Raw genomic sequence first — 21,384 nt, forward strand, 5'->3', positions numbered from 1 at the left:
CGAATGGTGCGACGGTGCAGCGCTCAGCGCAAGCTATTGTTGAGTTTCTCCAGGGCCTGTGCGCCGGGGCACAGCTCGGCAGGCCCCAGGGTGTTGAGGGGGCGCGCGCTGGTGTTCAGCGCCGTGTGCAGATCGGTCGCCAGCGGGTCCACGTAGAGCAGCCCGGTCACCACCTCGCCCATGTCCTGGTGCCGCTGCATGTAGGCCATCGCGGCGTTGCGGTCGCCGGGGTTGTAGCCGGCATGCAGGCTGCGCAGCCGCAGCAGCGTGCCGTCGTGCTGGCGCACGTCCATCACCTCGCCCGGCGCCATGTCGACCGAGATCTCCTCGCGCCCGCTGATGAAGTCGATGCGGCTGACGGCCTCGTTGTGTTCGCGCACGTAGTCGTAACTCTTCGTGCTGCCGGGATGGTTGTTGAAGGCGACGCAGGGGCTGATCACGTCGATCAGCGCGGCCCCGCCGTGGCTGATCGCACCCTTGATCAGCGGCACCAGTTGCGCCTTGTTGCCGGAGAAGCCGCGGCCCACGTAGGTGGCGCCCAGCTGCAGCGCCATCGCTACCAGGTCGACCGGGCTGTCGGTGTTGATCACGCCCTTCTTGCTCTTGGAGCCTTCGTCGGCCGTGGCCGAGAACTGGCCCTTGGTGAGACCGTACACCCCGTTGTTCTCCACGATGTAGGCCATGCGCACGCCACGTCGCATGGCGTGCGCAAACTGGCCCAGCCCGATCGAGGCCGAGTCCCCGTCGCCCGACACGCCCAGGTACAGCAGGTCGCGGTTGGCCAGGTTGGCGCCGGTCAGCACGCTCGGCATGCGGCCGTGCACCGTGTTGAAGCCGTGCGAGGCACCCAGGAAGTAGTCCGGCGTCTTCGAGCTGCAGCCGATGCCGGAGAGCTTGGCCACGCGGTGCGGCTCGATGTCCAGCTCCCAGCAGGCCTGGATGATGGCGGCGGAGATCGAGTCGTGCCCGCAGCCGGCGCACAGCGTCGAGATCTTGCCCTCGTAGTCGCGCCGGGTGTAGCCCACCTTGTTGGTGGCCAGCGTCGGATGGTGCAGCCTGGGCTTGGCGATGTAGGTCATGCGGTCTCCCGGGTGCCCGCGGTGGTGGAGGCCGCGGCGTCCACGTGCGCGGCGATGGCCTGGGTGACGAAGCGCGCGGTGATCGGCGTGCCGTCGAAATGCAGCACCTTCACCAGCCGCGCCGGGTCGGCCTCCAGCTCGTTGATCAGAAGGCTGCGCATCTGGGCGTCGCGGTTCTGCTCCACGACGAACACCGTGCGGTGCCCGGCCAGGAACTGCACCACGCTCTGCGGGAAGGGAAAGGCCCGCAGTCGCATCGCGTCGAGGTGGATGCCGCGCGCCTCCAGTTCCTCCAGCGCCTCGTGCATGGCCGGGGTGGTGGAGCCGAAATAGATCACCCCCAGGTCCGTCTTGTGCGCGGCCGGCCGCAGCACCGGCTGTGGCACCAGCGTGGCGGCGGTCGCGAACTTCTTGAGCAGGCGCTCCATGTTGTAGATGTAGTCGGGCCCGCGCTCCGAGTAGCGCGCATAGGCGTCGCGCGTGGTGCCGCGCGTGAAAAAGCTGCCCTTGGTCGGGTGCGTGCCGGGGAGCGTGCGCCAGGGGATGCCGTCGCCGTCCACGTCCTTGTAGCGGCCGAAGTCGCGGCCCGCCTCCAGCTCCTCGAAGCGCATCACCTTGCCGCGGTCGTAGGCCCGGCTGTCGTCCCATTCGAAGGGCGCGCACAGGCGCTGGTTCATGCCGATGTCCAGGTCGGTCATCACGAACACGGGCGTCTGCAGCCGGTCGGCCAGGTCCAGCGCGGCGGCTGCCTGCTCGAAGCATTCGTGCGGGTCTTCCGGGAACAGCAGCACGTGCTTGGTGTCCCCGTGCGAGGCGTAGGCACAGGCCAGGATGTCGGCCTGCTGCGTGCGCGTGGGCATGCCGGTGGAAGGGCCGCCGCGCTGCACGTCGATGATGGTCACGGGAATCTCGGCGAAGTACGCCAGCCCGATGAACTCTGCCATCAGCGAGATGCCCGGCCCCGAGGTGGCGGTGAAGGCGCGCGCGCCGTTCCACCCGGCGCCCACCACCATGCCGATGGAGGCGAGCTCGTCCTCCGCCTGCACGATGGCGAAGCGGTTCTCGCCCGTGGCCGGGTCGACGCGGAACTTCGCGCAGTAGCGCTGGAAGGCCTCCGCCACCGACGAGGAGGGCGTGATCGGATACCAGGCCGCCACCGTCGCCCCGCCGTACACGCAGCCCAGCGCCGCAGCGCTGTTGCCGTCCACGAAGATGCGGTTGCCCACGCGGTCGGCGCGCCGCACCCTCAGCCCCACCGGCTCGCCCAGGTGCTCGCGCGCGAAGTCGCAGCCCAGGTGCAGCGCCTGCACGTTGGAGGCCAGCAGCTTTTCCTTGCCCCGGTACTGCTCGCCGAACAGCTTCTCGATCACCTCCGGCTCGATGCCCAGCATCACCGCCAGTGCGCCCACGTAGACGATGTTCTTGAACAACTGGCGCTGGCGCGCGTCCTGGTAGACCGCGTTGCAGATCTCGGTCAGCGGCATGCCGATCACGCGGATGTCGTCGCGGAACTTCGAGGGCGGCAGCGGCCGCGTGTTGTCGTAGAACAGGTAGCCGCCCGGCGCCAGCTCGGCCACGTCGGCGTCCCAGGTCTGCGGGTTCATCGCCACCATCATGTCGGTGCCGCCGCGCCGGCCCATGTGGCCCTGCTCGGTCACGCGCACCTCGTACCAGGTCGGCAGTCCCTGGATGTTGCTGGGGAAGATGTTGCGCGGGCTCACCGGCACGCCCATGCGCAGGATCGACTTGGCGAACAGCTCGTTGGCCGAGGCCGAGCCGGAGCCGTTGACGTTGGCGAACTTGATGACGAAGTCGTTGACGGCCTCGATGTAGGGCGTGGCCCCCACGCTCGCCACCGCGTGTGCTTCGCTGCCCCCCGCGGGGGCCTTCGCGCCTTCGGGCGGCCGAGTGGCACTCATGCAGGCACCCCCTCTTTCTGCGCGATTTTTTGCGCGAAGTGCGCATCGCGCGCCTGGGGGCCCGCCGGCGTGGTCTTGAGCAGGAACTTCTGCATGTCCCAGGCGCCCGTGGGGCAGCGCTCGGCGCACAGGCCGCAGTGCAGGCAGACGTCCTCGTCCTTCACCATCACGCGGCCGGTCTTCAGGCGGCCGGACACGTACAGGTCCTGCCCGGTGTTGAGTGCCGGCGCCTTCAGCCGGGTGCGAAGCTGCGCCTCCTCGCCGTTCTCGGTGAAGGTGATGCAGTCCATCGGGCAGATGTCCACGCAGGCGTCGCACTCGATGCAGGCCGGCTCGCTGAACACCGTCTGCACGTCGCAGTTGAGGCAGCGCTGGGCTTCCTTGAAGGCGGTGGCGGCGTCGAAGCCCAGCTCCACCTCGACGCGGATGCTGGCCAGCGCCTGCTCCGCCTTGGCCCAGGGCACCTTGTAGCGCAGGTCGTTCGAGGTGTCGTTGTCGTAGCTCCACTCGTGGATGCCCATCTTCTGCGACACCAGGTTGGTCATGGGCGGCGGGCGCAGCGCCACCGATTCGCCGTGCAGCAGCCGGTCGATCGACACCGCCGCCTCGTGGCCGTGCGCCACCGCGGTGATGATGTTCTTGGGCCCCAGGGCCGCGTCGCCGCCGAAGAACACATTCGGCACCGTCGACTGGAAGCTCTGCGCATCCAGCACCGGCAGGCCCCACTTGTCGAAGGCGATGCCGCAATCACGCTCGATCCAGGGGAAGGCGTTCTCCTGGCCCACCGCCACCAGCACTGCGTCGCATTCGAAGAAGGCCTCGGGCTCGCCGGCGGGCACCAGCGAGCGCCGGCCCTGCGCGTCGTACTCCGCGCGCACGATCTCGAAGCGCATGCCCACCAGCCTGCCGTTCTCGTGCACGAAGGCCTTGGGCACGTGGTAGTTGACGATCGGGATGCCCTCGTGCTGCGCGTCCTCCTTCTCCCAGGGCGAGGCCTTCATCTCCTCGAAGCCGCTGCGCACGATCACCTTCACGTCGGTGCCGCCCAGGCGGCGCGCCGAGCGGCAGCAGTCCATCGCGGTGTTGCCGCCGCCCAGCACGATCACGCGCCGGCCGATGGTGGTGATGTGGCCGAAGGAGACCGAGGCCAGCCAGTCGATCCCGATGTGGATGTTCGCCGCCGCTTCCTGCCGCCCCGGCAGGTCCAGGTCGCGCCCGCGCGGCGCGCCGCAGCCGACGAAGATCGCGTCCCAGCCCTGCGCCATCAGCGCCTTCATCGAGCCGATGCGCTGGTCCGCGCGGAAGTCCACGCCCATGTCCAGGATGTAGCCCGTTTCCTCGTCGATCACCGATTCGGGCAGGCGGAAGTGCGGGATCTGCGTGCGCATGAAGCCGCCGGCCTTGCCGCCCTCGTCGAACACCGTCACCTCGTAGCCCAGCGGCGCCAGGTCGCGCGCGACCGTCAGCGAGGCCGGTCCCGCGCCCACGCAGGCGATGCGCTTGCCGTTGCGCGGCGCGATGGCGGGCATGCGCGCGCGCACGTCTTCCTTCATGTCGGCCGCGACGCGCTTGAGCCGGCAGATCGCCACCGGCTCCGGCTGCAATGGCCCCCTAGGGGCTTCGCCCCGGCCCCCCAAGGGGGCGCTCCCGGCCAGGGGCGGCCCGTCGCCGGGCGCATTGCCTTCCTCGACACGGCCCCGCCGGCAGGCCGGCTCGCAGGGGCGGTCGCAGGTGCGGCCCAGGATGCCGGGGAAGACGTTGGACACCCAGTTGACCATGTAGGCGTCGCCATAGCGGCGCTGCGCGATCAGCCGGATGTATTCGGGAACGGGGGTGTGCGCCGGGCAGGCGTACTGGCAATCGACGACCTTGTGGAAGTAGGCCGGATTCGCGATATCGGTTCGCTGCAAAGTTGTCTCCTTGCTGCCGCCCGGGTCGTGTGGGGATAGGTGTCCGGGTCTTGGCCCGCAGTATGCGCCCCGCTCGCCGCAGGGGGACACCAGTGAAACCCCTTGGCCTGTCATGTCATGTGACGACTTCGGGCTCAGGCCGCGCCGCGGGCCACGGTGCAGAACCGGCCTTCGTCGCGGCGGGCATTGTCTAGGGCCGCGCGTGGCGCCGACGTGCCGACGCCATTCATCAGGCCATGTCGAACTGGAAGCGCTCCCCATCATGTGACAGAAGCACCCGCTCCCGGGTCGTCTTGCAGCTCCAGGTCTGCTGGAGCGCGGGCTTGGGCATCGCGAGCGCCCGAAGGTCGAACACCACCTGGCACAGCCCGCCCTCGCGGCGCGCCGACTCGTAGCGGATGGCCTGCACGGGCGGCTCCAGCCCGCGCACCTTCGTGGCCAGCGCATGGCATGGGGCGTAGTCATCGGGCGCGCGCCAGGTGGACCGCCGTGCCGACCAGGGCGGCTGCGTGATGTCGAGTTCAAGTCCGGAGAACCGGGCCTGGAAGAAGGTCAGCTCGGTCAACACCTGGTCATCGCGCAGGCCGTCCGAGTCCATGAAGAAGCGCCAGCGCCACCAGGCGATCTCCGCAGCGACCGTGGCAGGCTCGTCGGCGCCATACCAGGCGCCGGGTTCATGGGGCCGTCGAAAGCGCGAGGGCCAGGCGGATACGTAGCGAAACGGCGTGAACAGGAGGTAGTGTTGGCCCTCCGCGTCGGGCGGCAGCGGCGGCTTGCTGTCCTCGAGCAGTTGCTCGAGCAGCATCTGTTCCTCCAGGTTGTCCACCAGCCGCATCGTCGCCACGCGGTGCTGCGCCTCGATGCCGCGCCAGAGTGCGCGCTGCCTGGGCTGCGCCAGGGCCAGCCAGTCCAGGGGCCAGCGCATCAGACCAACGCGCGCGCGCCGTCCAGGTAGTTCACCACGCGAACCAGGCCGTCCACTTTCTGGATCGCGTCCTTCGGCGTTTCATTGAAGGCCCGGTTGAAGCTGGTCATCCAGGCCTTGCGATGGCCGTCGTCGTTGCCGACCAAGGCGTCCAGCGAGCGGTACACACGCACCAGGAGGGTCGCGAGTTCGGCCGGCTTGGTGCCGCTTTCCAGCGACTTCTCGCCACGGGCGATGCGCGAGATCTGCGATTCGCTCAATCCGACGGTGCGCGCCAGCGCTGCGTTGTTCAAACCGAGGAAGTCGGCTGCGCGCAGGGTTGCCTTGGTGAGCACGGCGGTGGTTGAAACATGCTGTTTGACGGCGAAGTGCGGGCGCGCCATTGAATCCCTCTTCATGTTGCTGCAGCAAGTTTAAGTAGGATTGTTTGCAATGGCAAGATAATCGCATCCATGCCGCACAGCGTATAAAGCGTTCCGGAAGACACCACCACCAGCCATCGTGAAGATCATCATCCTCGGCGCAGGCCGCATCGGCGAGAGCGTCGCCGGCACGTTGGTGTCGGAGCGCAACGACATCACCGTCATCGACACCGATGCCGCGCGCCTGCGCAGCCTGGAAGAGCGCATCGAACTGCGCGGCGTGGTGGGCAGCGGCATCGAGCCCGAGGTGCTCGCCGAAGCCGGCGCGCGCGATGCGGACATGCTGATCGCCTGCGCCGCGCAGGACGAGACCAACCTGGTCTGCTGCAAGGTCGCCCACCAGGTATTCGGCATCCAGACGCGCATCGCCCGCGTGCGCTCCAATGCCTTCAAGGACGACAGCCCCCTGCTCGGCAAGGAAGGCTTTGCCGTCGACCGCGTGATCTGCCCCGAGGAATCGCTCACGCGCTACATCGGCAAGCTGGTCGAGTACCCCGAGGCGCTGCAGGTACGCGAATTCGCGGGCGGGCTGGCCTGCCTCGTGGCGGTGCGCGCGGTGGCCGGGGCGCCCATGGCGCGCCACACCATCGCCGAGTTGCGCGAGTGCGTGCCCGGCGCCGACATGCGCATCGTCGCGATCTACCGCCGGCTCGAGAACGAGCCCGACCGCTTCATCGTCTGCGACGGCCCCACGCTCATCGAGCCCGGCGACGAGGTCTTCGTGCTGTCGGCGCGCGAGCACCTGCAGGCCGTGCTGTCGGCGCTGCATTTCGACGAGCGCGCCGGCCGGCGCGAGGTCGAGCGCATCATGATCGCCGGCGGCGGCCGCGTGGGGCTGCGGCTCGCCCGGCAGCTCATCGAGACAGGCCGCGACTACCACATCAAGCTGCTGGAGCGCGACCACGAGCGCTGCGTGCAGCTCGCCTCGGAATTGCCCCACAGCGTGCTGGTGCTCAACGGCGACGCCACCGACGAGGACCTGCTGGAGGACGAAGGCATCGAGAACATCGACCTGTTCCTCTCCCTCACCAGCGACGACGAGGACAACATCATGGCCAGCCTGCTGGCCAAGCGCATGGGCGCGCGGCGCGTGCTGGCGCTGATCAACCGGCGCAGCTATGCCGACCTGATGCACGGCACGCAGATCGACATCGCGCTGTCGCCGGCCCAGACCATGCTGGGCGAGCTGCTCGCCTATGTGCGGCAGGGCGACGTGCAGGCGGTGCACAGCCTGCGGCGCGGGGTGGCCGAAGCGCTGGAGATCGTGGCGCGCGGCGACCGCAAGACCTCGCGCGTGGTCGGACGCAGGATCTCGGAGCTGCAGCTGCCCAAGGGCGCGCAGGTCGGGCTGATCATGCGCGGTCTGCCGGAAACCGGCGAGGACGGCGACGCCGCCGGCGACGCACCGGCCACGCCGCCGCAAGTGATCATCGCGCGCGGCGACACCGTGATCGAGAGCAACGACCACGTCGTCGTCTTCGTGCCGCGCAAGCGCCAGCTGCGCGAGGTGGAGAAGCTGTTCCGCGTGAGCGCCACCTTCTTCTGACGCCGATCCATGCGCGACTTCTATCCGGTCCTGCGCGTGCTTGGCGCGCTGCTGGCCTTCTTCTCGCTCGGCATGCTGGTGCCTTGTGTCATTTCGTGGATGCACGCGGATGGCCTGCGCCACGTCTGGGCCCTGTCCGCCGCGATCTCCTTCGCGTGCGGCGCCGCGCTGTGGGCCGGCCTGCGGGACTACAGGCACGAGCTGCAGCCGCGTCACGGCATCTTCCTGGTGTCCTTCACCTGGCTGCTGCTGCCGCTGTTCGCCACGCTGCCGCTGATGTGGGCGCTCGACGGGATCGGCCGGCCGCTTCCCTTCACGCATGCCTATTTCGAGGCCGTGTCGGGCCTCACGACCACCGGTGCGACGGTGCTCGCCAAGCTCGACGAGCTGCCGGTGTCGATCAACGTCTGGCGCACCTTCCTGCAATGGCTGGGCGGCATGGGCATCCTGGTGCTGGCGGTCGCCATCCTGCCGCTGCTGGGCGTGGGCGGCAGCCAGCTCTTCAAGGCCGAGGTGGCCGGCCCCATCAAGGACAGCAAGCTCACCCCGCGCGTCAAAGAGACCGCCAAGGGCCTCTGGGGCATCTACGCGACCTTCTCGGCGGCCTGCTTCCTCGCGTACTGGGCCGGCGGCATGAGCGCCATCGATGCGCTCATGCACATGTTCTCCACCGTGAGCCTGGGCGGCCTGTCATCGCACGACGCGAGCTTCGCCCACTTCGCCTCGCCCTTGCTCGAGGCCGTGGCCGTGCTCTTCATGCTCGCGGCCAGCTGCAACTTCGCCCTTTACTTCGTCGCGGTGCGCAAGGGGCACTGGCGAGGCTTCTGGCGCGATGCGGAAATGCGCGCCACGCTGGCCGCGCTGCTCGGCGGCGGCGTGCTGGTGGCGGCGGTGCTCTGGGCCAAGGGCGTCTACGGGCCGATGGAGGCGCTGCGCCACGGCCTGTTCCATGCCGTCTCCGTCGGCAGCACCACCGGCTATGCCACCGTCGACTATCTGCACTGGCCCGTGTTCGCGCCGCTCTTCATGCTGCTGCTTTCGGGCGTGGCGACCAGCGCGGGCTCGACCGGCTGCGGCATCAAGATGGTGCGCATGCTGATCCTCGTGAAGCAGGCCCGACGGGAGATGACGCGCCTCGTGCACCCCCGCGCGGTCCAGCCGGTGACGCTGGGAAGCGTCGTCGTCGACCACCGGGTCATCTTCTCGGTGCTGGCCTTCATGCTGGTCTACGGCGTGACGACCATTTCGCTGAGCATGCTGCTGGTGCTGAGCGACCTCGACCCGGTGACCGCCTTCAGCGCGGTCCTGGCCAGCGTGAACTGCACCGGTCCGGGGCTCGGCAGTGTCGGGCCCGCCGGCAATTTCAGCGGACTGACCTCTTTCCAGCTGTGGGTCTGCACCTTCGCGATGGTGCTCGGCCGGCTCGAGATGCTGAGCTTTATCGCGCTGCTGACGCCCTCGTTCTGGCGCAAGTGACGGTCGCCGCCTGCTCCTTCACCCAGGCGATGCATTCCTCCTCCAGGACATCCTGAACGCAGGCGCGCGAGCCCTTGCCCGCCAGATTGATGGCGACGCGCACTTCGCCGCCGCAATGCACTTCCGCCGTGCCCAGCGTCACGCCTTCGAAGTCGCGCTGGCCGATGAACAGGTGAAACTCCCATTGGTGGAAGGGAAGGACGACCGTCGGAGCGATCATGGTGCGGTGCCCATCGCCCGCCATCAGCGTCGGCCGGCGCGCGCCGGTGCGTTTCGCGCATCTGCGCCGAGCGTGTTCACCAGGCTGGCGATCCTGGCGCCAAGCCATGGTTTCGCCGGCTCCTGCGATGCGGAGGGATAGCTGAAGTCGGCAAGGTCTTCCAGGCCCTTCTGCGTCACGGCCAGCACCTCGGCCGCCGCCGGTGCGTTGCCGCGAAGCTGGCGCGAATCCGATGCCGACGGGAACAGCGCGATCACCATGCCCTCCGAGCACAGCATCCGCACTTCCTCGATGTCGTCGGGGCGATAGAACGTGATAGGCAGGTGCGATGCAGCGATCTGCCTCAGCAGCTTCCTGGGCATGTCGAACTCCTTTCTTGGTTTCTTGGCCTGGCAGGTGGGCCCGAGACGCCGGCTGACGGTAATGTTCGGCGTGAGGGCGCCGTTGTCGGCGAAAGTGACGATCGCGCGAAGATGCGGCCTACAACAAAGGCAGTTGACCAGAGCCCGGCATCGCCCGATGAAGTGCTTCTCGTCATGGCTCGCGGGCCTTGCCATCGCCCTCGTTGCTCGGCATCATCGCGCTCGCCCGAGGAAGGAGCCCCCCGATGACATCGTGGATTCGCCAAGCCGCCGCGCTCGCCGCCTTCGTGACCGCCGCCGCCGTGCAGGCCGCGGGCACCGTCGGCACCTCCCTGCCGCCGGGCTTCCCGTCGATCGAAGACACATCGCTGGCCCGGCCGCTCATCGGCTTCGGTGCCGCCGGGGAGGTGAGGCGAACGCCGGTCGTCTTCATCCACGGCAACAACGACACGCCGTTCGCCACCGCCTGCAACCGCTATGGGCGCGTGCAGGCGATGGCCCAGTACTTCGCCGACAACGGCTACGACACCAGCGAGCTGTGGGGCATCGGCTACCAGGGCGACCAGTGCGACCTGGCCGGTGACCAGACCCGGCGCTCGAGCATCGCCCACACCAACGCCGCCAACGTGCCCGACCTGCGCCGCTTCATCCGCGCGGTGCTGGACTTCACCGGCGCGAAGCGGGTGGACATCGTCGGCCACAGCCTCGGCGTGACGCTCGCGCGCGAGTGGATGCGGCAGGACGAGGTGCGCGACCTCGTGCGCCGCTTCGTCGCGATCGACGGGCCCAACCACGGCATCATCAACTGCTCGCCCGACCCGGCGAACTACTACCAGGCCCCGGCCGCGGGCGGCTTCACGCCCGCGAGCGAGGTGTGCCAGGAACTGGGCTCGCCGAACACGCCCTTCCTGCGCCTGCTCAACGGCCGCCATGGGCAGAACGAGACCGAAGGGCCGACCCGCGTGCTGGTGATCCGCAACGGTGACGCGAGCTTCGTCTACTTCCCGGTGGTCGACGGCGTGGTCGCGCCGGTGCCCGCGGTGGATTCCTTCGGCCAGCCGACGGACTTCTCCCGGAGCGCGAGCCTGCGCGGCGCGCGCGAGATCGTGCTCACCGGGCAGGGCGCCTACGACCCGATCCTGGGCAGCGGCCACCTGGGCATTCTGAATTCACCGCAGACCTGGCAGGCCGCCTTCGAGTTCCTGAACGGCCGGGGCAAGGGCGGCAAGGACGACGACCACTGACGTCGGCGCGGGAGCCGGGGCTTGGGGGAGCCGCGATGGCGGCCGCTCAGACGCGCTTGCGATAGAACACGCGGTCGTAGCCGCCCTGGGACCGGCGGTCGTACTCGACGTAGCCGATCCGGGGGTAGAACACCTGGTTCTCCGTCATCCTGGAATTGGTGCAGAGGTAGAGCGAGTCGAAGCCACGCCCGCGCGCCGCCTGTTCCGCGAACTCCAACAGTGCCCGGCCCACCCCGCTGCCACGTGCGTCAGGGGAGGACGCGACGGTGTCGATGTAGAAGCCGTCCGGTGTCTCGTACTGAACCAGCACACCGACCACCTGCCCACTCCGTTCCGCGACCCAGACTTTTCCCTCGGCGGCGAGTGCCGCATAGTCCAGGAGCATCGGCGCGGGCGGCTTGCCGATGCGCGCCACATAGGGCTCGAACGCCGTGGCGACGCAGGCCGCCGCCGCGCGCGCATCGTCCTCGTGCGCTTTGCGGACCGTGATCGAAGCGTCCGTCATCTCGTGTCAACTCCTGCTAGTGGACAACCGCTTCTGGGCGGCCCGGAAGATGTGCCCTCGCGCGAGTCCCAGCGCCTGCCCGCGCTGTTGGCCCTCGGGGGACACCGTGGATGTCACGGCGACCACCAGACCCATCGGCGCGTGGACCCAGACCAGCTGGCCTGCATAGCCGCTGGCGAAATAGGTCTTGTCCGATGCGGCCCACCAGAACAGGCCATAAGGAAGGCCGACCGGTGGCCCGCCCGCGCTCTGCGGCTGGACGACCTGCGCCGCGAAACCGGCCGGGAGCAGTCGCTGGCCGGCCCAGCGGCCATCCTGCAGCAGGAGATGGCCCAGCTTGGCCATGTCCACCGTCCTCAGGTGCGCCAGGCCGCGCACGTAGGCAGGCTCGCGCATGCTCAATGGCGCGACGAGTTGCTCGCGCGCGATGTCGGTCACCGGCCGCCCGGTCGCGCGTTCGAGGACGGCCGAGACCATGGCAGGCACGCTGTTGTCGTAGGCAAAGCGCCGGCCCGGCTCCGCGCGCAGGGGCCGGGCCCATGCCGCAGCCGGCGTCTTCGGCGCGGCGGTGCCGCTGCTGTCGTTGGCTTCGAAGCCCGGCGTCATCGCCAGCATGTGCCGCAGCGTGATGGCCTGCGCACGCGGGTCCGGGTTGAGCGGCCGCCATTCGGGCATGAGCTCGAGCACCGGCTGGTCCAGGGATGTCAGCTGCCCGCGCTGCAGCGCCGTGCCGACCAGCAGGGCCAGCGCGCTCTTGGTGACCGACTGGGTGTCGCGCAGCGCGTCCGGCTTGCCGTCGCGGTAATACGCATACACCGTGCGGCCCTGGAGGACGACCACCGCGCTCTGGACATCGCCGAGGTCCTCCCCGATCAGCTTGTCCAGGCCCTCGAAAGCGGCCGTATCGAGGCGCTGCTCTTCCGGCGTCGATGCATGCCAGGGCGGCATGCCTTGCGCGGCCGCGGAGGCGCCGAGCAACAGGCCGAGGCACAGGGCGAAGATTCGCAGCAGGATGGTGGTCGATCGCGATGTCATGGCGCTGGCTGAAACACGGCGAGCGGGCGGGCGAATGTTCGGGCCATGGCTGCGAGTGTCGATCGCTGGCTGCCGAAGTCAATCCGGGTCGCCATCTTCAGCCGTCCGGGGCCAGGCTCGCGCCTGGTGCGAGTGTGACGACCGTGCGACTGTTTTCGTGCGCATCAGCCGGCGGCCCCTTCGGCCTCCGGCAGCTTCGCGATCACCTTGATCTCGAACTGAAAGCCCGACAGCCAGGTCACGCCGACCGCGGTCGCGGTCGGGTACGGCGCCGTGCCCCAGTGCTCGGCGGCCACTCGCCCAGGCGCGTTCGAAGTGGGCTTCTGGATTCACCATGAACACCGTGACGTCGATGACGTCGTCGAAGGTCCGGCCCGCCTCGGCGAGGATGGCGGGGATGGGTGCAGCTCGTAGAGGGCGTGGCGTCCGGGCGGGATGACGACGTCGCGGGCGGTCATGAGGAGGGGCCTTGAATGCTCGAAGGCCGTTCCGGATGGAGCAGTCACTCTACGAGCTTCCCGGTCGTGGAAGGACCGGCAGTTCGCACCATCACTGGTTGAGTCGGCCAAACAATGGGCCCCCGTTCATGCGCGGCGCTGGCGCGCGAGCGGTGCCGTTCGCGCATCAGCGCTTGACGAGCGAGCCCGCTGGGGACGTTGATCGGACTCAGTGCTGATGCAACTCAAAACTGCCAACCCTCATTCTCCATAAAGCCTTCGAGGTCGAGGTAGGGAATCTTGAAGTGCTCGCAGATGTTGGGAACCTTGACTGCGTTGGGTTTCAACCGCTCCATTGTCACGACCGTCCCACCGACGGAATGGGCACGTGCCACGATGAACGCGTCGGCGTTGCGGCCGCCCTTGAAGAGTTTTTGCTTCTCGATGTTGGCTTGGAAGTGGGCGACCGAATAGATCTTGCCGACAAAAGTGCCCTCCTTCGCGTCGGGTATCGCGAAGAGTTTTTTATTGGCCTTTGCCCATTCCGTGTCGGCGCCCGGAACGCCGTCGTGCAGTTCGTGATAGGCCTCGCGCGTTGAGGTGATCTTGCCGTCCGCGACGAGCTGGTCGAACGCCTTCCACAGAGAAACAAAGCGCCTGCGGTAGTAGTTTTTGTGGAGACTTATGATGACGTTCGTGTCCAGTACGTACATCAAAGGCCTCCCCCCGCGAATTTTTCTGCGAAGGTCGGCAAGTTCTTTGGTTTGAGATTCAGGTACTCGGCGAGCTGACCACGGTCAAAGCGGTGCTGGTAGTACCTGGTGAATGCCAAGTCGATGTAGCGCTGGCCCAGATAGGCATGCTGACTGTTGTAGTAGTTGCCTGAGGACTCGGTACCCTTGGCATTCATCTGCGCGGCCCAATCTTGCGCGGCCGCGCTGTACTCTTCGGCGTCGATCAGGCCGCGGTCAAGAAACTTCCGATAAATGACTTCGCGGCTAACACTGAAATAGGCCGCGAGTTGCGTTGCAAGCTGTCGACCGATCCTGACACCTTTGAGCATTCTGTCGAGCAGATCATCGGGGACCAGAACGCGTGCCGCAAGGCCGTTGCAGATGACTTCAATCTTCCGCGCTGCACCGCCGAGATGATCGATCAAATGGTCGTCAAGGATGTCGATGCCACTCGTATGGAATAGCAAGTGACCCAACTCGTGGAAGAGCGTAAAAATCTGCCGCGACTTCGCCGAGCTATTGTTGATGTAAATGACAGGGAACTCGTCGTCGTAGAGGCAGAACCCAAAGTAGCTGGGCGCGCTAAAAGCTTCCTTGAAGACGTACACGCCCGCCCTCGTGGCGAACGCCTCGCGCCATTTCTCCAGCGCCTCGTCGACGCTCTTCCAACTCGCTTGCTCGTCGATGCTCACGCCTAGGTAGTCACGCACCTGAGCAGCGATTGTGTCAAGTGACGTGTTTGGCGAGGGGCTGAGATCGCGTGAAATCACGCGGCCCGCCGGGTTCTTCGAGTCGTTCAGCTCGGCGAGGTTGATCTGCATGGCTTGACCACGACGCAGGAAAAATCGAACCGAGCGAGGGATCGCTGCGAAGTCTGCCTCTGTAAGCGTGCGGAACGATTGCTCGATCGACGGCACTTCCGGGGGGCGGGGAAAAAAGAAGACTGCAACCGGGACCTTGAAGCGATCAGCCATGTCCTCGACCTGGACATAGGTCGGCAATGCCTCCCCAGCTTCCCAGGCGGCAATCTTTTTGAAGTGACGGGCGGCGTCTTCCACCGAATAGCCGGCTCGCTCACGTGCCCATCGAACTACAGCGGGCGTGATCGGCAAGCCTTCCTTGATCTCTGCCATGTCAGCAACCTTCCCTGATTCTTGAATACTCCACGTTGCGCTTCTGAATATACCCTTGCCGATTTGGGCGCTGATCGCATGGTGCCAGATGCATCGATCGGGGTGGAGTCATGGCTTCAGTAGCTTGTAGGGCACGACATCAAGAGCAACCGCCAAGCGCTCGAGGTTGTCCAGCGAGATATTCCGAGCCTGCCGTTCCACGTGAGCAACAAAGGTCCGATGCAGCCCGGCCTCGAGCGCCAGCGTCTCTTGCGACCAGCCCTTTTCCGCCCGCAACCGAATCAGGTTGGCGGCAAGCACTTCCCTGGCCGAAGGTGCAGGTGGCGGGGCGGAGTTGGTTGAGCGAGACACTGGAGGCAGTCTCGCTTCGTGCCGCTTTTAAGTCAGCCGCGTTTAAGTCACAATCTTCGATCTCAGTTCGAGGCTTGGCGACGGCATGAGGTGTTTGTCACCGGGTTGTCGATACAGGCGACCTTCCATCGTGACTCAGCTCCTGCCATGTCGATCGCCCTTCTTCACCGCATCGCCAATGCCCACCGCTTCCCCGTCATCCTGACCAGCGACGCAGACATCAAAGCCTTCCGCACCCTGTTCCGGGCCGGGCACGTCATCGGCGCCATGCAAGCCATCCCCTCCTTGCAGGTCGGCGTCGTCGTCACCGAGATCACCCCGCAAGGCAAGCTCGCGCTGGAGGCAGCGAAGGAAAAGGAGGCAAAAGGCAAAGGCCGCCGAATGGCAGCCCCACCCGTCAACAGCCCTGCGCCCCGAGATCCCGCTGCACTTCCAGCAGCATCGAGCACTTGATCAACCCGATCCGGTCCACGGCCTCGGCCATGGTGTAGCCCATCTCGGTCAACCACTCGGGCCGGTTGAGCACCAGGGCCGCGACCACGCGCTCTCCGGCGGAGAGGGTGTCCGGCCCTTCATCGCGGGCGCCCTTGCATTTCTCGAGCAGCTCGCGGTATTCGTGGTCAGTTCGCATAACAGTTGGCACGCTAATTGAAAGTCGGAAGCTGTCGCATCACAGCGGCTGGCCGGCGGCGCAACGCGCTGGATGACCGATTCTTGCTGATTGTGAGTGCTTTGGTTTTCAGAATAGCACTGCGAACACGAAGAATTTCACAGCTTGACCACACGGGGTATCACCCCTCCGTTTGTCTGACACGTGCATACGCCAAGTGGGCGATGCCGGAGGCCTGACCGGTTGCTAGATTGCCCGCAGGCCACCGTGTCCGACCGCGGAGCCACCGAACCCGAAAAGGCAGATCACATGCTCGACACGACCACCAAGGCCGGCATTCTTCGTCGCAACGGCATCGTCGTCCCGCTTCAGCCCGACCCCGAGACGCAAGGCTGGAAGGACGCGGTCGACGCGCTCTTCGAGCTGTACGTGATGCGGCGGGCCGCGCGCAGCCTTCGCGATGCGGAAGAAGCCTGCGACCTGGACCTGATGAGCCGCCTCGCCGCCACCTCCTATCACCGGCGACGCGTCACCTACTACTCCTGAATCACTGCGGCGCCGCGTGCGCCGGCCGTGTGCAGCAGCAGGCCGCCGACCACCAGCGCCAGGCCCGCGAGCTCGTGTCCCGTGGGAAGGCGCCCCAGCGCCAGGCTCAGCAGCAGCGCCGACACCGGCACGAAGTTCAGAAAGGCCGTGGCCGACACCGCGCCCATGCTGCGCACGCCATAGTTGTAGGCCAGCACCGCGATGGCCGATGACACCACGCCGATGTAGAGCAGGCCCGAGGTGGCGAGCCGCAGCTCCCGGGCGTCCGGTGGCGCGGCCAGGCCGACCGCGGTCGCAGCGAGCGCGCCGATCAGCAGCAGCGGCCACGCGGCCAGCACGGTCAGTGCGCTGTACTCCACCACGTCCAGGGTGCCGGCGAAGCGGGCGGCGCCGCGCGTGTACCAGATCCAGCCCAGCGTGCCGGCGAAGGCGACGGCGTCGCCGAAGGCGGTGGAGGCGCCGCGCTGCGCGCCGTCTTGCAGACTGTGTGCGGACTCGAGCACACCGGAGACGATCACCACCCCCGTCAGCGCCAGCGCGCTGGCGAGCAGCGTGCTGCGTGTGGGCCGCTCGCCGTCCAGCATCCAGCGCAGCAGCTGGGTCGTGATGGGCGTGGTGGCTATGAGGATCGCGCCATGCGAGGGCACCGAATGGGCCAGCCCCACCAGCAGCATGACGCTGAACACGCCGAAGCCCGCGACGCCGCGCAGCGCCAGGGGCCCGGCGTGCGCGCGCAGCCTGCGCCAGGGCGCCGCGCCGCGCGGCAGCAGCAGCGCCGCGAAGAGCAGGGCCGAAAGGGTGTAACGGATCAGCGTGAGCCAGAAGGGATCGACGTGCCTCAGCACGCTGTGGCCGACAAGGAACATGCCGCCCCAGGCGGAGGTGGCGGCGAGCAGCGCGGCGATGCCGAGCAAAGGAGTCGAAACGGGCATGGAAGGCATCCGGAGACGAGTCATCGATGTCCCGGAGAATGGGTGCGGGCCGCACCGAAGACCATTCGTTTCTTTGGAGGGGGGTCTCGGGATTTGCGAATGGCGGGCGCGCGTGCGCGCGCCCCACAATCCCGGCCATGGAGCTGTACCAACTCAAGACCTTTGTCGCCATCGCCCGCGAAGGCAGCCTGACGCGGGCGGCCGAGCGCGTCCACACCAGCGCGCCGGCGGTGAGCGCCCAGCTCAAGGCGCTGGAAGACGAACTGGGCGTGAAGCTCTTCGAGCGCACCCCGCGCGGCATGACGCCGACCGAGGCCGGCCTGACCCTGCTGGAAGAGGCCGAGCGCACGCTGGCTTCGGCGCTGCGCATGCGGTCCGCCGCCGAGCAGATCCGCGGCCAGGCCCAGGGCGTGGTGCGCTTCGGCACGGTGGTCGACCCCGTGTCGCTGCGCCTGGGAGAGGTGCTGGTGAAGCTGGCCGAGCGTCATCCGCAGGTGTCGCTGCAGCTCCAGCAGGGCCTGTCGCATCAGACCCTGCAGGCGGTGCAGCGTGGCGAATTGGACTGCGCCTATTCACTGGGCGATGCGGAAAGCGTCGAGGGCTTGTCGGTACAGCGACTGGGCGTGGTGGATCTGGTGGTGGCGCTGCCGCCGACACTGGCCGAAGCCCACACCTCGCTGACGCTGGACGTGCTGACCAGCCAGAGCTGGGTCGGCACGCCCCAGTCCTGCGTGATGCGCAAGCACCTCGACAGCCTGTTCGCCAGCGCGGGCCGCGAATATCGACCGGCCCGCACCGCCGACAGCGAAGGCACGATCCGCAGCATGGTCGCCAGCGGCATGGGCCCGGGCGTGCTGCGGCACGACCAGGCGCTGCAGGCGGAGCGCAACGGCGAGCTCAGGATCTGGCCGGGCTGGCGATCCCACACCTGGCTGTGCTGGCTGGAGCCGGAGGGCCGGCGGTCGCCCGAGGTCGATGCGGTGCGCGCGGCTGTGATGGAGGCCTGGGCCTGAGCCCCCGCCGGCGTCCGCCTGCGGCGGGTAGGACGACGCAGGTTTGTCCTACGTGGCAGGCTGCGGGCGAAGGGCAGGCTCGGTCATCCACCCATCCGGACCTGTTAGGTTAGCTATGCAGAACGAAACCGCCATGATCTCGCCCGCCCGCCTGTTCATCCCCACGGTCGCCGACCCGGCGGTGGCGCGCAGCATCGACGTGACCGATCAACGCGACGTGGAAAGTTGGATGGAGGCGCTGGGCGTCACCGAAACCGAACTCCGCCTGGCCGTGGCCGAGGTCGGCAGCTCCGTACAGGACGTGCGCGACCACCTGGGTTGCTGAGCCCACTTGTGCTTGGGCCTTGGGCGGCTGCGGCTTGGGATCGCAGCCGGCAAGTGCCGCCAGGGCGAGGGATGCGATCGTGACGCAGAGGGTTCGCAGCTTCATGCGCGTCTCCTGATGAGGGTGAGGGGCCGAGGGCCCGACAGCGCATTCTTGTGGCCGCGCCGGTGCGGCGGCTGTCAGCCGAGGGCGCTGATGCGTGCCGCCGATCCCGCCAGTTCGCTCACAGCGCCGCCGCCGCCATCTCCAACTGTGTCAGCCGCCGCGCCATCCGCCCCACGAAGTTCTGCGTCACGTGCGGCAGCGCCCGCTGTGTCGGCACGACGATCCCCACCTGCAGATGATCCAGCGCCGGCAGCGCGAAGGGCCGCCACAGCAGTTCGCCGCGCCGCAGCTCGTCGATGAAGGCGATCTTGGAGAAGCAGGAAATTCCCTTGCCGCCCATGATCAGGCGCTTGAGCAGCGGCGTGGAGTTGCAGGTCGCGGCCGGCTCCATGTCATCCCAGAAGGCGGCGAACTCGGCCGACAGCGAGGCGCTGATGACCGGGTGCGAGCTGGAGCGCAGGAAGGGATAGGGCGCACAGTCCTTCAGCGCCACCTTGTCATGCTTGGCCAGCGGATGGCCGGGCGGCATCACGATGCCGATCGGCAGGTCCGCCAGGCTCACCGCCTTGACGCCGCCGGGCAGGCGGCTCACGAAGCACAGTCCCACGTCGGCCTGGCCGGACATCACCAGCTGCGGCACCTCCATGGGCTGCGTCGAGGTGATGGTGTAGGTGACGGCGGGGAAGATCTGCAGGAACTCCTCGACCGCGGAGGGCAGCAGCTCCTCGAAGAAGGAATCCATGGCCGCCACCTTCACGTGGCCGGTGCGCTCCCCGCGCAGCGCATCGAGTTCGGTGCGCATGACCTGGAACTGATGCAGCGTCTCCTGCGCGTGCTTGAGCAGGCGCTCGCCGGCCGGGTTGAGGCGCAGGCCGTTGGGCAGGCGGTCGAAGAGTTCGACGCCGAGCTCGTCCTCCAGCTTGTGGATCTGCCGGTTGATCGCGCTGGCCGCGACGTACAAACGCTCGGACGCCTTGCGCACCGAGCCGCAGCTCGCCACCTCGATGAAGTACTTCAGGATGCTGGCATGCATGACATGGCTCTCCCGAAGACGGAGTCTGCATCAACCGGCCGGCGCGGCCTCCATGGCGACGACGGCAGGATGGTCGCAGGCGACGCGCCGGCCATCGGCGCCGCCGGGCGCGCCCAGGCCGCTGACCTCGGGCGCGAAGAACTCGCGGTTGATGGCGATCCAGTGGACCTGCTGCGCAGGCAGGCGGGATTCCTCGTAGATGGCCTGTGTCGGGCAGGCCGACACGCAGATGCCGCAGTCGATGCATTCATCCGGGTGAATGTACAGAGTGCGGACGCCCTCGTAGATGCAGTCGACGGGGCAGCATTTCACGCAGGCGCCGTCCTTGATGTCGACGCAGCCGCCGGTGATCACGTGGGCCATGGCGAGCTTCTCCTCAGCGCCCCTGCCACTGGGGCTTGCGCTTCTGCTGGAAGGCGCGCACGCCTTCGTCGGCGTCTTCCGACCGCAGCGCGGCCATCAGGGCGGGCAGGCGCTGGCCGTGGGCCTGCTGCGGCGTCAGCTGGCCGGTGCGCCGTACCACCTGCTTGATCGCCTTGAGCGACAGCGGGGCGCAGGCCAGCATCTGCTGGACCCAGCGGTTGACAGTGGTGTCGAGCTCGGCGCGCGGCACCGCCTCGTTGATCAGGCCGATCTCGACCGCGCGCGCGGCGGAGATGCGCTGGCCGGTGAGCATCATCCCCATCGCGTGGCGGAAGCCGATCTGGCGCTGCAGCAGCACCATGCCGCCGTCCAGCGGCAGGCGGCCCACCAGCGGCTCGGGCAGCCCGAAGCTGGCCTCTTCGCAGGCCACGGCGATGTCGCAGCCCAGCACCATCTCAAGCCCGCCGCCGAGCGCCAGGCCGTTGACGCGGGCGATCACCGGCACGTCCAGCGTGTCGCGCAGCGCGATGCCGCCGAAGCCGCCGGGGCGCGAGGCGCCCCAGTACTCCACGCCCTTGAGCGAGGAGGTGTTCTTCAGGTCCGCGCCGGCACAGAAAGCGCGCTCGCCGGTGGCGCCGAGCACCACCACGCGCACGTCGTCGCGCTGCTCGATGTCGTCCCAGATGCGCAGCAGCTCGGCCTCGGTCGGCATGTCGACCGCGTTGAGCACTTCGGGGCGGTCGATGATGACGGTCGCGACGTGGTCGTCGATGTGGTACTGGACAGTCATTTCACAACCTCCGCGTTTGGCGCTGCGCCCTGCTTGGTGGTACGGGTCTCTTGTGTTTGCCTTGCTGGTTGGGTGGCGCAGGAGCCTTGAGTTTGGCTCTTGGGCCTTTGTTTTGGCCTTGCTGGTTGGGTGGCGCAGGAGCCGGGAATTCGCCCCGGCGGGCGAGTTACTTTCTTTGTCTCGCCAAAGAAAGTAACCAAAGAAAGGCGACCCCACTGTGCGCGTCCCTCCGCTTCGCTACGGGCAACCTGCGGTGCTCGCGCAACCGCCCCCGCCGCAGAACTCGCTACGCGCCCTTCGGGCGCTACGCTCAAACAGCTGCGGCGAGTCAGATCACGAAGCACGCCTGTCCTTCGGCAGGCGTGCGGG

24 protein-coding genes and 1 pseudogene are annotated in these 21,384 nt (G+C 67.7%); 7 read left to right on the forward strand and 18 right to left on the reverse strand.

Features of this window, described 5'->3' with window-relative positions; all coding sequences use genetic code 11:
* Positions 1 to 23: 23 nt before the first annotated feature.
* The 5 genes from ABEA07_RS13160 to ABEA07_RS13180 form a co-directional block, all read right to left on the reverse strand.
* On the reverse strand, positions 24 to 1,079 hold the full coding sequence (locus tag ABEA07_RS13160; protein ID WP_345538350.1) for a 2-oxoacid:ferredoxin oxidoreductase subunit beta: 1,056 nt from the start codon (positions 1,077 to 1,079) through the stop codon (positions 24 to 26).
* Entirely contained in the window at positions 1,076 to 2,998 is a 1,923-nt protein-coding gene (locus ABEA07_RS13165) for a 2-oxoacid:acceptor oxidoreductase subunit alpha (RefSeq protein WP_345538352.1), read from the reverse strand. The genes ABEA07_RS13160 and ABEA07_RS13165 overlap by 4 nt, the downstream gene beginning before the upstream one ends.
* Entirely contained in the window at positions 2,995 to 4,908 is a 1,914-nt protein-coding gene (locus ABEA07_RS13170; protein WP_345538353.1) for an FAD-dependent oxidoreductase, read from the reverse strand. The genes ABEA07_RS13165 and ABEA07_RS13170 overlap by 4 nt, the downstream gene beginning before the upstream one ends.
* A gap of 229 nt (positions 4,909 to 5,137) precedes the next feature.
* Positions 5,138 to 5,833: an RES family NAD+ phosphorylase gene (locus tag ABEA07_RS13175; protein WP_345538354.1), complete on the reverse strand. Its 696-nt coding sequence runs from the start codon at positions 5,831 to 5,833 to the stop codon at positions 5,138 to 5,140.
* Entirely contained in the window at positions 5,833 to 6,216 is a 384-nt protein-coding gene (locus tag ABEA07_RS13180; RefSeq protein ID WP_345538355.1) for an MbcA/ParS/Xre antitoxin family protein, read from the reverse strand. Before ABEA07_RS13180 ends, ABEA07_RS13175 begins: the two co-directional genes overlap by 1 nt.
* 118 nt (positions 6,217 to 6,334) lie before the next feature.
* Between ABEA07_RS13180 and trkA the strand changes: the two genes are divergently transcribed.
* Both trkA and ABEA07_RS13190 read left to right on the forward strand, forming a co-directional pair.
* A complete protein-coding gene (gene trkA, locus ABEA07_RS13185; RefSeq protein WP_345538356.1) occupies positions 6,335 to 7,801 on the forward strand; it encodes a Trk system potassium transporter TrkA in 1,467 nt (488 codons plus the stop codon).
* A gap of 9 nt (positions 7,802 to 7,810) precedes the next feature.
* Positions 7,811 to 9,277, forward strand: a complete 1,467-nt coding sequence (locus tag ABEA07_RS13190; RefSeq protein ID WP_345538357.1) for a TrkH family potassium uptake protein — start codon at positions 7,811 to 7,813, stop codon at positions 9,275 to 9,277.
* Here the strand turns inward: ABEA07_RS13190 and ABEA07_RS13195 are convergent.
* Both ABEA07_RS13195 and ABEA07_RS13200 read right to left on the reverse strand, forming a co-directional pair.
* Positions 9,240 to 9,605 carry a hypothetical protein gene (locus ABEA07_RS13195; protein WP_345538358.1) on the reverse strand — a complete coding sequence of 122 codons (366 nt, stop codon included), beginning with the start codon at positions 9,603 to 9,605 and terminating at the stop codon, positions 9,240 to 9,242. The genes ABEA07_RS13190 and ABEA07_RS13195 overlap by 38 nt on opposite strands.
* On the reverse strand, positions 9,521 to 9,859 hold the full coding sequence (locus tag ABEA07_RS13200; protein ID WP_345538359.1) for a hypothetical protein: 339 nt from the start codon (positions 9,857 to 9,859) through the stop codon (positions 9,521 to 9,523). Before ABEA07_RS13200 ends, ABEA07_RS13195 begins: the two co-directional genes overlap by 85 nt.
* A 245-nt stretch (positions 9,860 to 10,104) precedes the next feature.
* Here ABEA07_RS13200 and ABEA07_RS13205 point away from each other — a divergent pair, with 245 nt between their 5' ends.
* Complete coding sequence (locus ABEA07_RS13205) at positions 10,105 to 11,103, forward strand: alpha/beta fold hydrolase (protein WP_345538360.1); 999 nt, start codon at positions 10,105 to 10,107, stop codon at positions 11,101 to 11,103.
* 46 nt (positions 11,104 to 11,149) lie between these two features.
* On the opposite strand, the gene ABEA07_RS13210 is transcribed toward ABEA07_RS13205, so the two are convergent.
* From ABEA07_RS13210 to ABEA07_RS13235, 6 genes and pseudogenes are all read right to left on the reverse strand, one after another.
* Complete coding sequence (locus tag ABEA07_RS13210; RefSeq protein ID WP_345538362.1) at positions 11,150 to 11,608, reverse strand: GNAT family N-acetyltransferase; 459 nt, start codon at positions 11,606 to 11,608, stop codon at positions 11,150 to 11,152.
* 6 nt (positions 11,609 to 11,614) lie between these two features.
* Positions 11,615 to 12,643, reverse strand: a complete 1,029-nt coding sequence (locus tag ABEA07_RS13215; RefSeq protein WP_345538363.1) for a serine hydrolase domain-containing protein — start codon at positions 12,641 to 12,643, stop codon at positions 11,615 to 11,617.
* 164 nt (positions 12,644 to 12,807) lie between these two features.
* Positions 12,808 to 13,036: pseudogene (locus tag ABEA07_RS13220) on the reverse strand (Rid family hydrolase); the annotation flags it as partial.
* Positions 13,037 to 13,325: 289 nt separating this feature from the next.
* Entirely contained in the window at positions 13,326 to 13,793 is a 468-nt protein-coding gene (locus ABEA07_RS13225) for a PIN domain-containing protein (protein ID WP_345538364.1), read from the reverse strand.
* Positions 13,793 to 14,947 (reverse strand): ImmA/IrrE family metallo-endopeptidase, encoded by a 1,155-nt coding sequence (locus tag ABEA07_RS13230; protein ID WP_345538366.1) that lies wholly within the window; start codon positions 14,945 to 14,947, stop codon positions 13,793 to 13,795. The genes ABEA07_RS13225 and ABEA07_RS13230 overlap by 1 nt, the downstream gene beginning before the upstream one ends.
* 108 nt (positions 14,948 to 15,055) lie before the next feature.
* Positions 15,056 to 15,247 carry a helix-turn-helix domain-containing protein gene (locus ABEA07_RS13235; protein WP_345538367.1) on the reverse strand — a complete coding sequence of 64 codons (192 nt, stop codon included), beginning with the start codon at positions 15,245 to 15,247 and terminating at the stop codon, positions 15,056 to 15,058.
* Positions 15,248 to 15,445: 198 nt separating this feature from the next.
* On the opposite strand from ABEA07_RS13235, the gene ABEA07_RS13240 reads away from it, so the two are divergent.
* A complete protein-coding gene (locus ABEA07_RS13240) occupies positions 15,446 to 15,751 on the forward strand; it encodes a hypothetical protein (protein WP_345538368.1) in 306 nt (101 codons plus the stop codon).
* On the opposite strand, the gene ABEA07_RS13245 is transcribed toward ABEA07_RS13240, so the two are convergent.
* Positions 15,696 to 15,929 carry a hypothetical protein gene (locus ABEA07_RS13245; RefSeq protein WP_345538370.1) on the reverse strand — a complete coding sequence of 78 codons (234 nt, stop codon included), beginning with the start codon at positions 15,927 to 15,929 and terminating at the stop codon, positions 15,696 to 15,698. The genes ABEA07_RS13240 and ABEA07_RS13245 overlap by 56 nt on opposite strands.
* Before the next feature lie 288 nt (positions 15,930 to 16,217).
* Here ABEA07_RS13245 and ABEA07_RS13250 point away from each other — a divergent pair, with 288 nt between their 5' ends.
* Entirely contained in the window at positions 16,218 to 16,454 is a 237-nt protein-coding gene (locus ABEA07_RS13250) for a hypothetical protein (RefSeq protein WP_345538371.1), read from the forward strand.
* Here the strand turns inward: ABEA07_RS13250 and ABEA07_RS13255 are convergent.
* Positions 16,445 to 17,386, reverse strand: coding sequence for a DMT family transporter (locus ABEA07_RS13255; protein ID WP_345538372.1), 942 nt, complete (start codon positions 17,384 to 17,386; stop codon positions 16,445 to 16,447). The genes ABEA07_RS13250 and ABEA07_RS13255 overlap by 10 nt on opposite strands.
* Positions 17,387 to 17,523: 137 nt before the next feature.
* Between ABEA07_RS13255 and ABEA07_RS13260 the strand changes: the two genes are divergently transcribed.
* Both ABEA07_RS13260 and ABEA07_RS13265 read left to right on the forward strand, forming a co-directional pair.
* Positions 17,524 to 18,399, forward strand: coding sequence for a LysR family transcriptional regulator (locus ABEA07_RS13260; RefSeq protein ID WP_345538373.1), 876 nt, complete (start codon positions 17,524 to 17,526; stop codon positions 18,397 to 18,399).
* Positions 18,400 to 18,532: 133 nt separating this feature from the next.
* Complete coding sequence (locus tag ABEA07_RS13265) at positions 18,533 to 18,724, forward strand: DUF3606 domain-containing protein (RefSeq protein ID WP_345538374.1); 192 nt, start codon at positions 18,533 to 18,535, stop codon at positions 18,722 to 18,724.
* 223 nt (positions 18,725 to 18,947) lie between these two features.
* Here ABEA07_RS13265 and ABEA07_RS13270 read toward each other — a convergent pair whose 3' ends face one another.
* The 3 genes from ABEA07_RS13270 to ABEA07_RS13280 are packed head-to-tail and all read right to left on the reverse strand — an operon-like array spanning position 18,948 to position 21,015.
* Positions 18,948 to 19,862 carry a LysR family transcriptional regulator gene (locus ABEA07_RS13270; RefSeq protein WP_345538375.1) on the reverse strand — a complete coding sequence of 305 codons (915 nt, stop codon included), beginning with the start codon at positions 19,860 to 19,862 and terminating at the stop codon, positions 18,948 to 18,950.
* A 30-nt stretch (positions 19,863 to 19,892) separates the two neighbouring features.
* Positions 19,893 to 20,225 carry a ferredoxin family protein gene (locus tag ABEA07_RS13275; RefSeq protein ID WP_345538376.1) on the reverse strand — a complete coding sequence of 111 codons (333 nt, stop codon included), beginning with the start codon at positions 20,223 to 20,225 and terminating at the stop codon, positions 19,893 to 19,895.
* A gap of 13 nt (positions 20,226 to 20,238) precedes the next feature.
* Positions 20,239 to 21,015 (reverse strand): enoyl-CoA hydratase-related protein, encoded by a 777-nt coding sequence (locus ABEA07_RS13280; RefSeq protein ID WP_345538378.1) that lies wholly within the window; start codon positions 21,013 to 21,015, stop codon positions 20,239 to 20,241.
* Positions 21,016 to 21,384: the final 369 nt, after the last annotated feature.

The organism is Variovorax defluvii (assembly GCF_039541515.1).
Lineage (GTDB): Bacteria > Pseudomonadota > Gammaproteobacteria > Burkholderiales > Burkholderiaceae_C > Variovorax > Variovorax defluvii.

Bases quoted from the DNA above. Each gene is read 5' to 3' on its own strand.
- ABEA07_RS13160 (WP_345538350.1), bottom strand. From the start codon at position 1,079: ATGACCTACATCGCCAAGCCCAGGCTGCACCATCCGACGCTGGCCACC.
- ABEA07_RS13165 (WP_345538352.1), bottom strand. From the start codon at position 2,998: ATGAGTGCCACTCGGCCGCCCGAAGGCGCGAAGGCCCCCGCGGGGGGC.
- ABEA07_RS13175 (WP_345538354.1), bottom strand. From the start codon at position 5,833: ATGCGCTGGCCCCTGGACTGGCTGGCCCTGGCGCAGCCCAGGCAGCGC.
- ABEA07_RS13180 (WP_345538355.1), bottom strand. From the start codon at position 6,216: ATGGCGCGCCCGCACTTCGCCGTCAAACAGCATGTTTCAACCACCGCC.
- ABEA07_RS13190 (WP_345538357.1), top strand. From the start codon at position 7,811: ATGCGCGACTTCTATCCGGTCCTGCGCGTGCTTGGCGCGCTGCTGGCC.
- ABEA07_RS13195 (WP_345538358.1), bottom strand. From the start codon at position 9,605: ATGGCTTGGCGCCAGGATCGCCAGCCTGGTGAACACGCTCGGCGCAGA.
- ABEA07_RS13200 (WP_345538359.1), bottom strand. From the start codon at position 9,859: ATGCCCAGGAAGCTGCTGAGGCAGATCGCTGCATCGCACCTGCCTATC.
- ABEA07_RS13205 (WP_345538360.1), top strand. From the start codon at position 10,105: ATGACATCGTGGATTCGCCAAGCCGCCGCGCTCGCCGCCTTCGTGACC.
- ABEA07_RS13210 (WP_345538362.1), bottom strand. From the start codon at position 11,608: ATGACGGACGCTTCGATCACGGTCCGCAAAGCGCACGAGGACGATGCG.
- ABEA07_RS13215 (WP_345538363.1), bottom strand. From the start codon at position 12,643: ATGACATCGCGATCGACCACCATCCTGCTGCGAATCTTCGCCCTGTGC.
- ABEA07_RS13225 (WP_345538364.1), bottom strand. From the start codon at position 13,793: ATGTACGTACTGGACACGAACGTCATCATAAGTCTCCACAAAAACTAC.
- ABEA07_RS13230 (WP_345538366.1), bottom strand. From the start codon at position 14,947: ATGGCAGAGATCAAGGAAGGCTTGCCGATCACGCCCGCTGTAGTTCGA.
- ABEA07_RS13240 (WP_345538368.1), top strand. From the start codon at position 15,446: ATGTCGATCGCCCTTCTTCACCGCATCGCCAATGCCCACCGCTTCCCC.
- ABEA07_RS13245 (WP_345538370.1), bottom strand. From the start codon at position 15,929: ATGCGAACTGACCACGAATACCGCGAGCTGCTCGAGAAATGCAAGGGC.
- ABEA07_RS13250 (WP_345538371.1), top strand. From the start codon at position 16,218: ATGCTCGACACGACCACCAAGGCCGGCATTCTTCGTCGCAACGGCATC.
- ABEA07_RS13255 (WP_345538372.1), bottom strand. From the start codon at position 17,386: ATGCCCGTTTCGACTCCTTTGCTCGGCATCGCCGCGCTGCTCGCCGCC.
- ABEA07_RS13260 (WP_345538373.1), top strand. From the start codon at position 17,524: ATGGAGCTGTACCAACTCAAGACCTTTGTCGCCATCGCCCGCGAAGGC.
- ABEA07_RS13265 (WP_345538374.1), top strand. From the start codon at position 18,533: ATGATCTCGCCCGCCCGCCTGTTCATCCCCACGGTCGCCGACCCGGCG.
- ABEA07_RS13270 (WP_345538375.1), bottom strand. From the start codon at position 19,862: ATGCATGCCAGCATCCTGAAGTACTTCATCGAGGTGGCGAGCTGCGGC.
- ABEA07_RS13275 (WP_345538376.1), bottom strand. From the start codon at position 20,225: ATGGCCCACGTGATCACCGGCGGCTGCGTCGACATCAAGGACGGCGCC.
- ABEA07_RS13280 (WP_345538378.1), bottom strand. From the start codon at position 21,015: ATGACTGTCCAGTACCACATCGACGACCACGTCGCGACCGTCATCATC.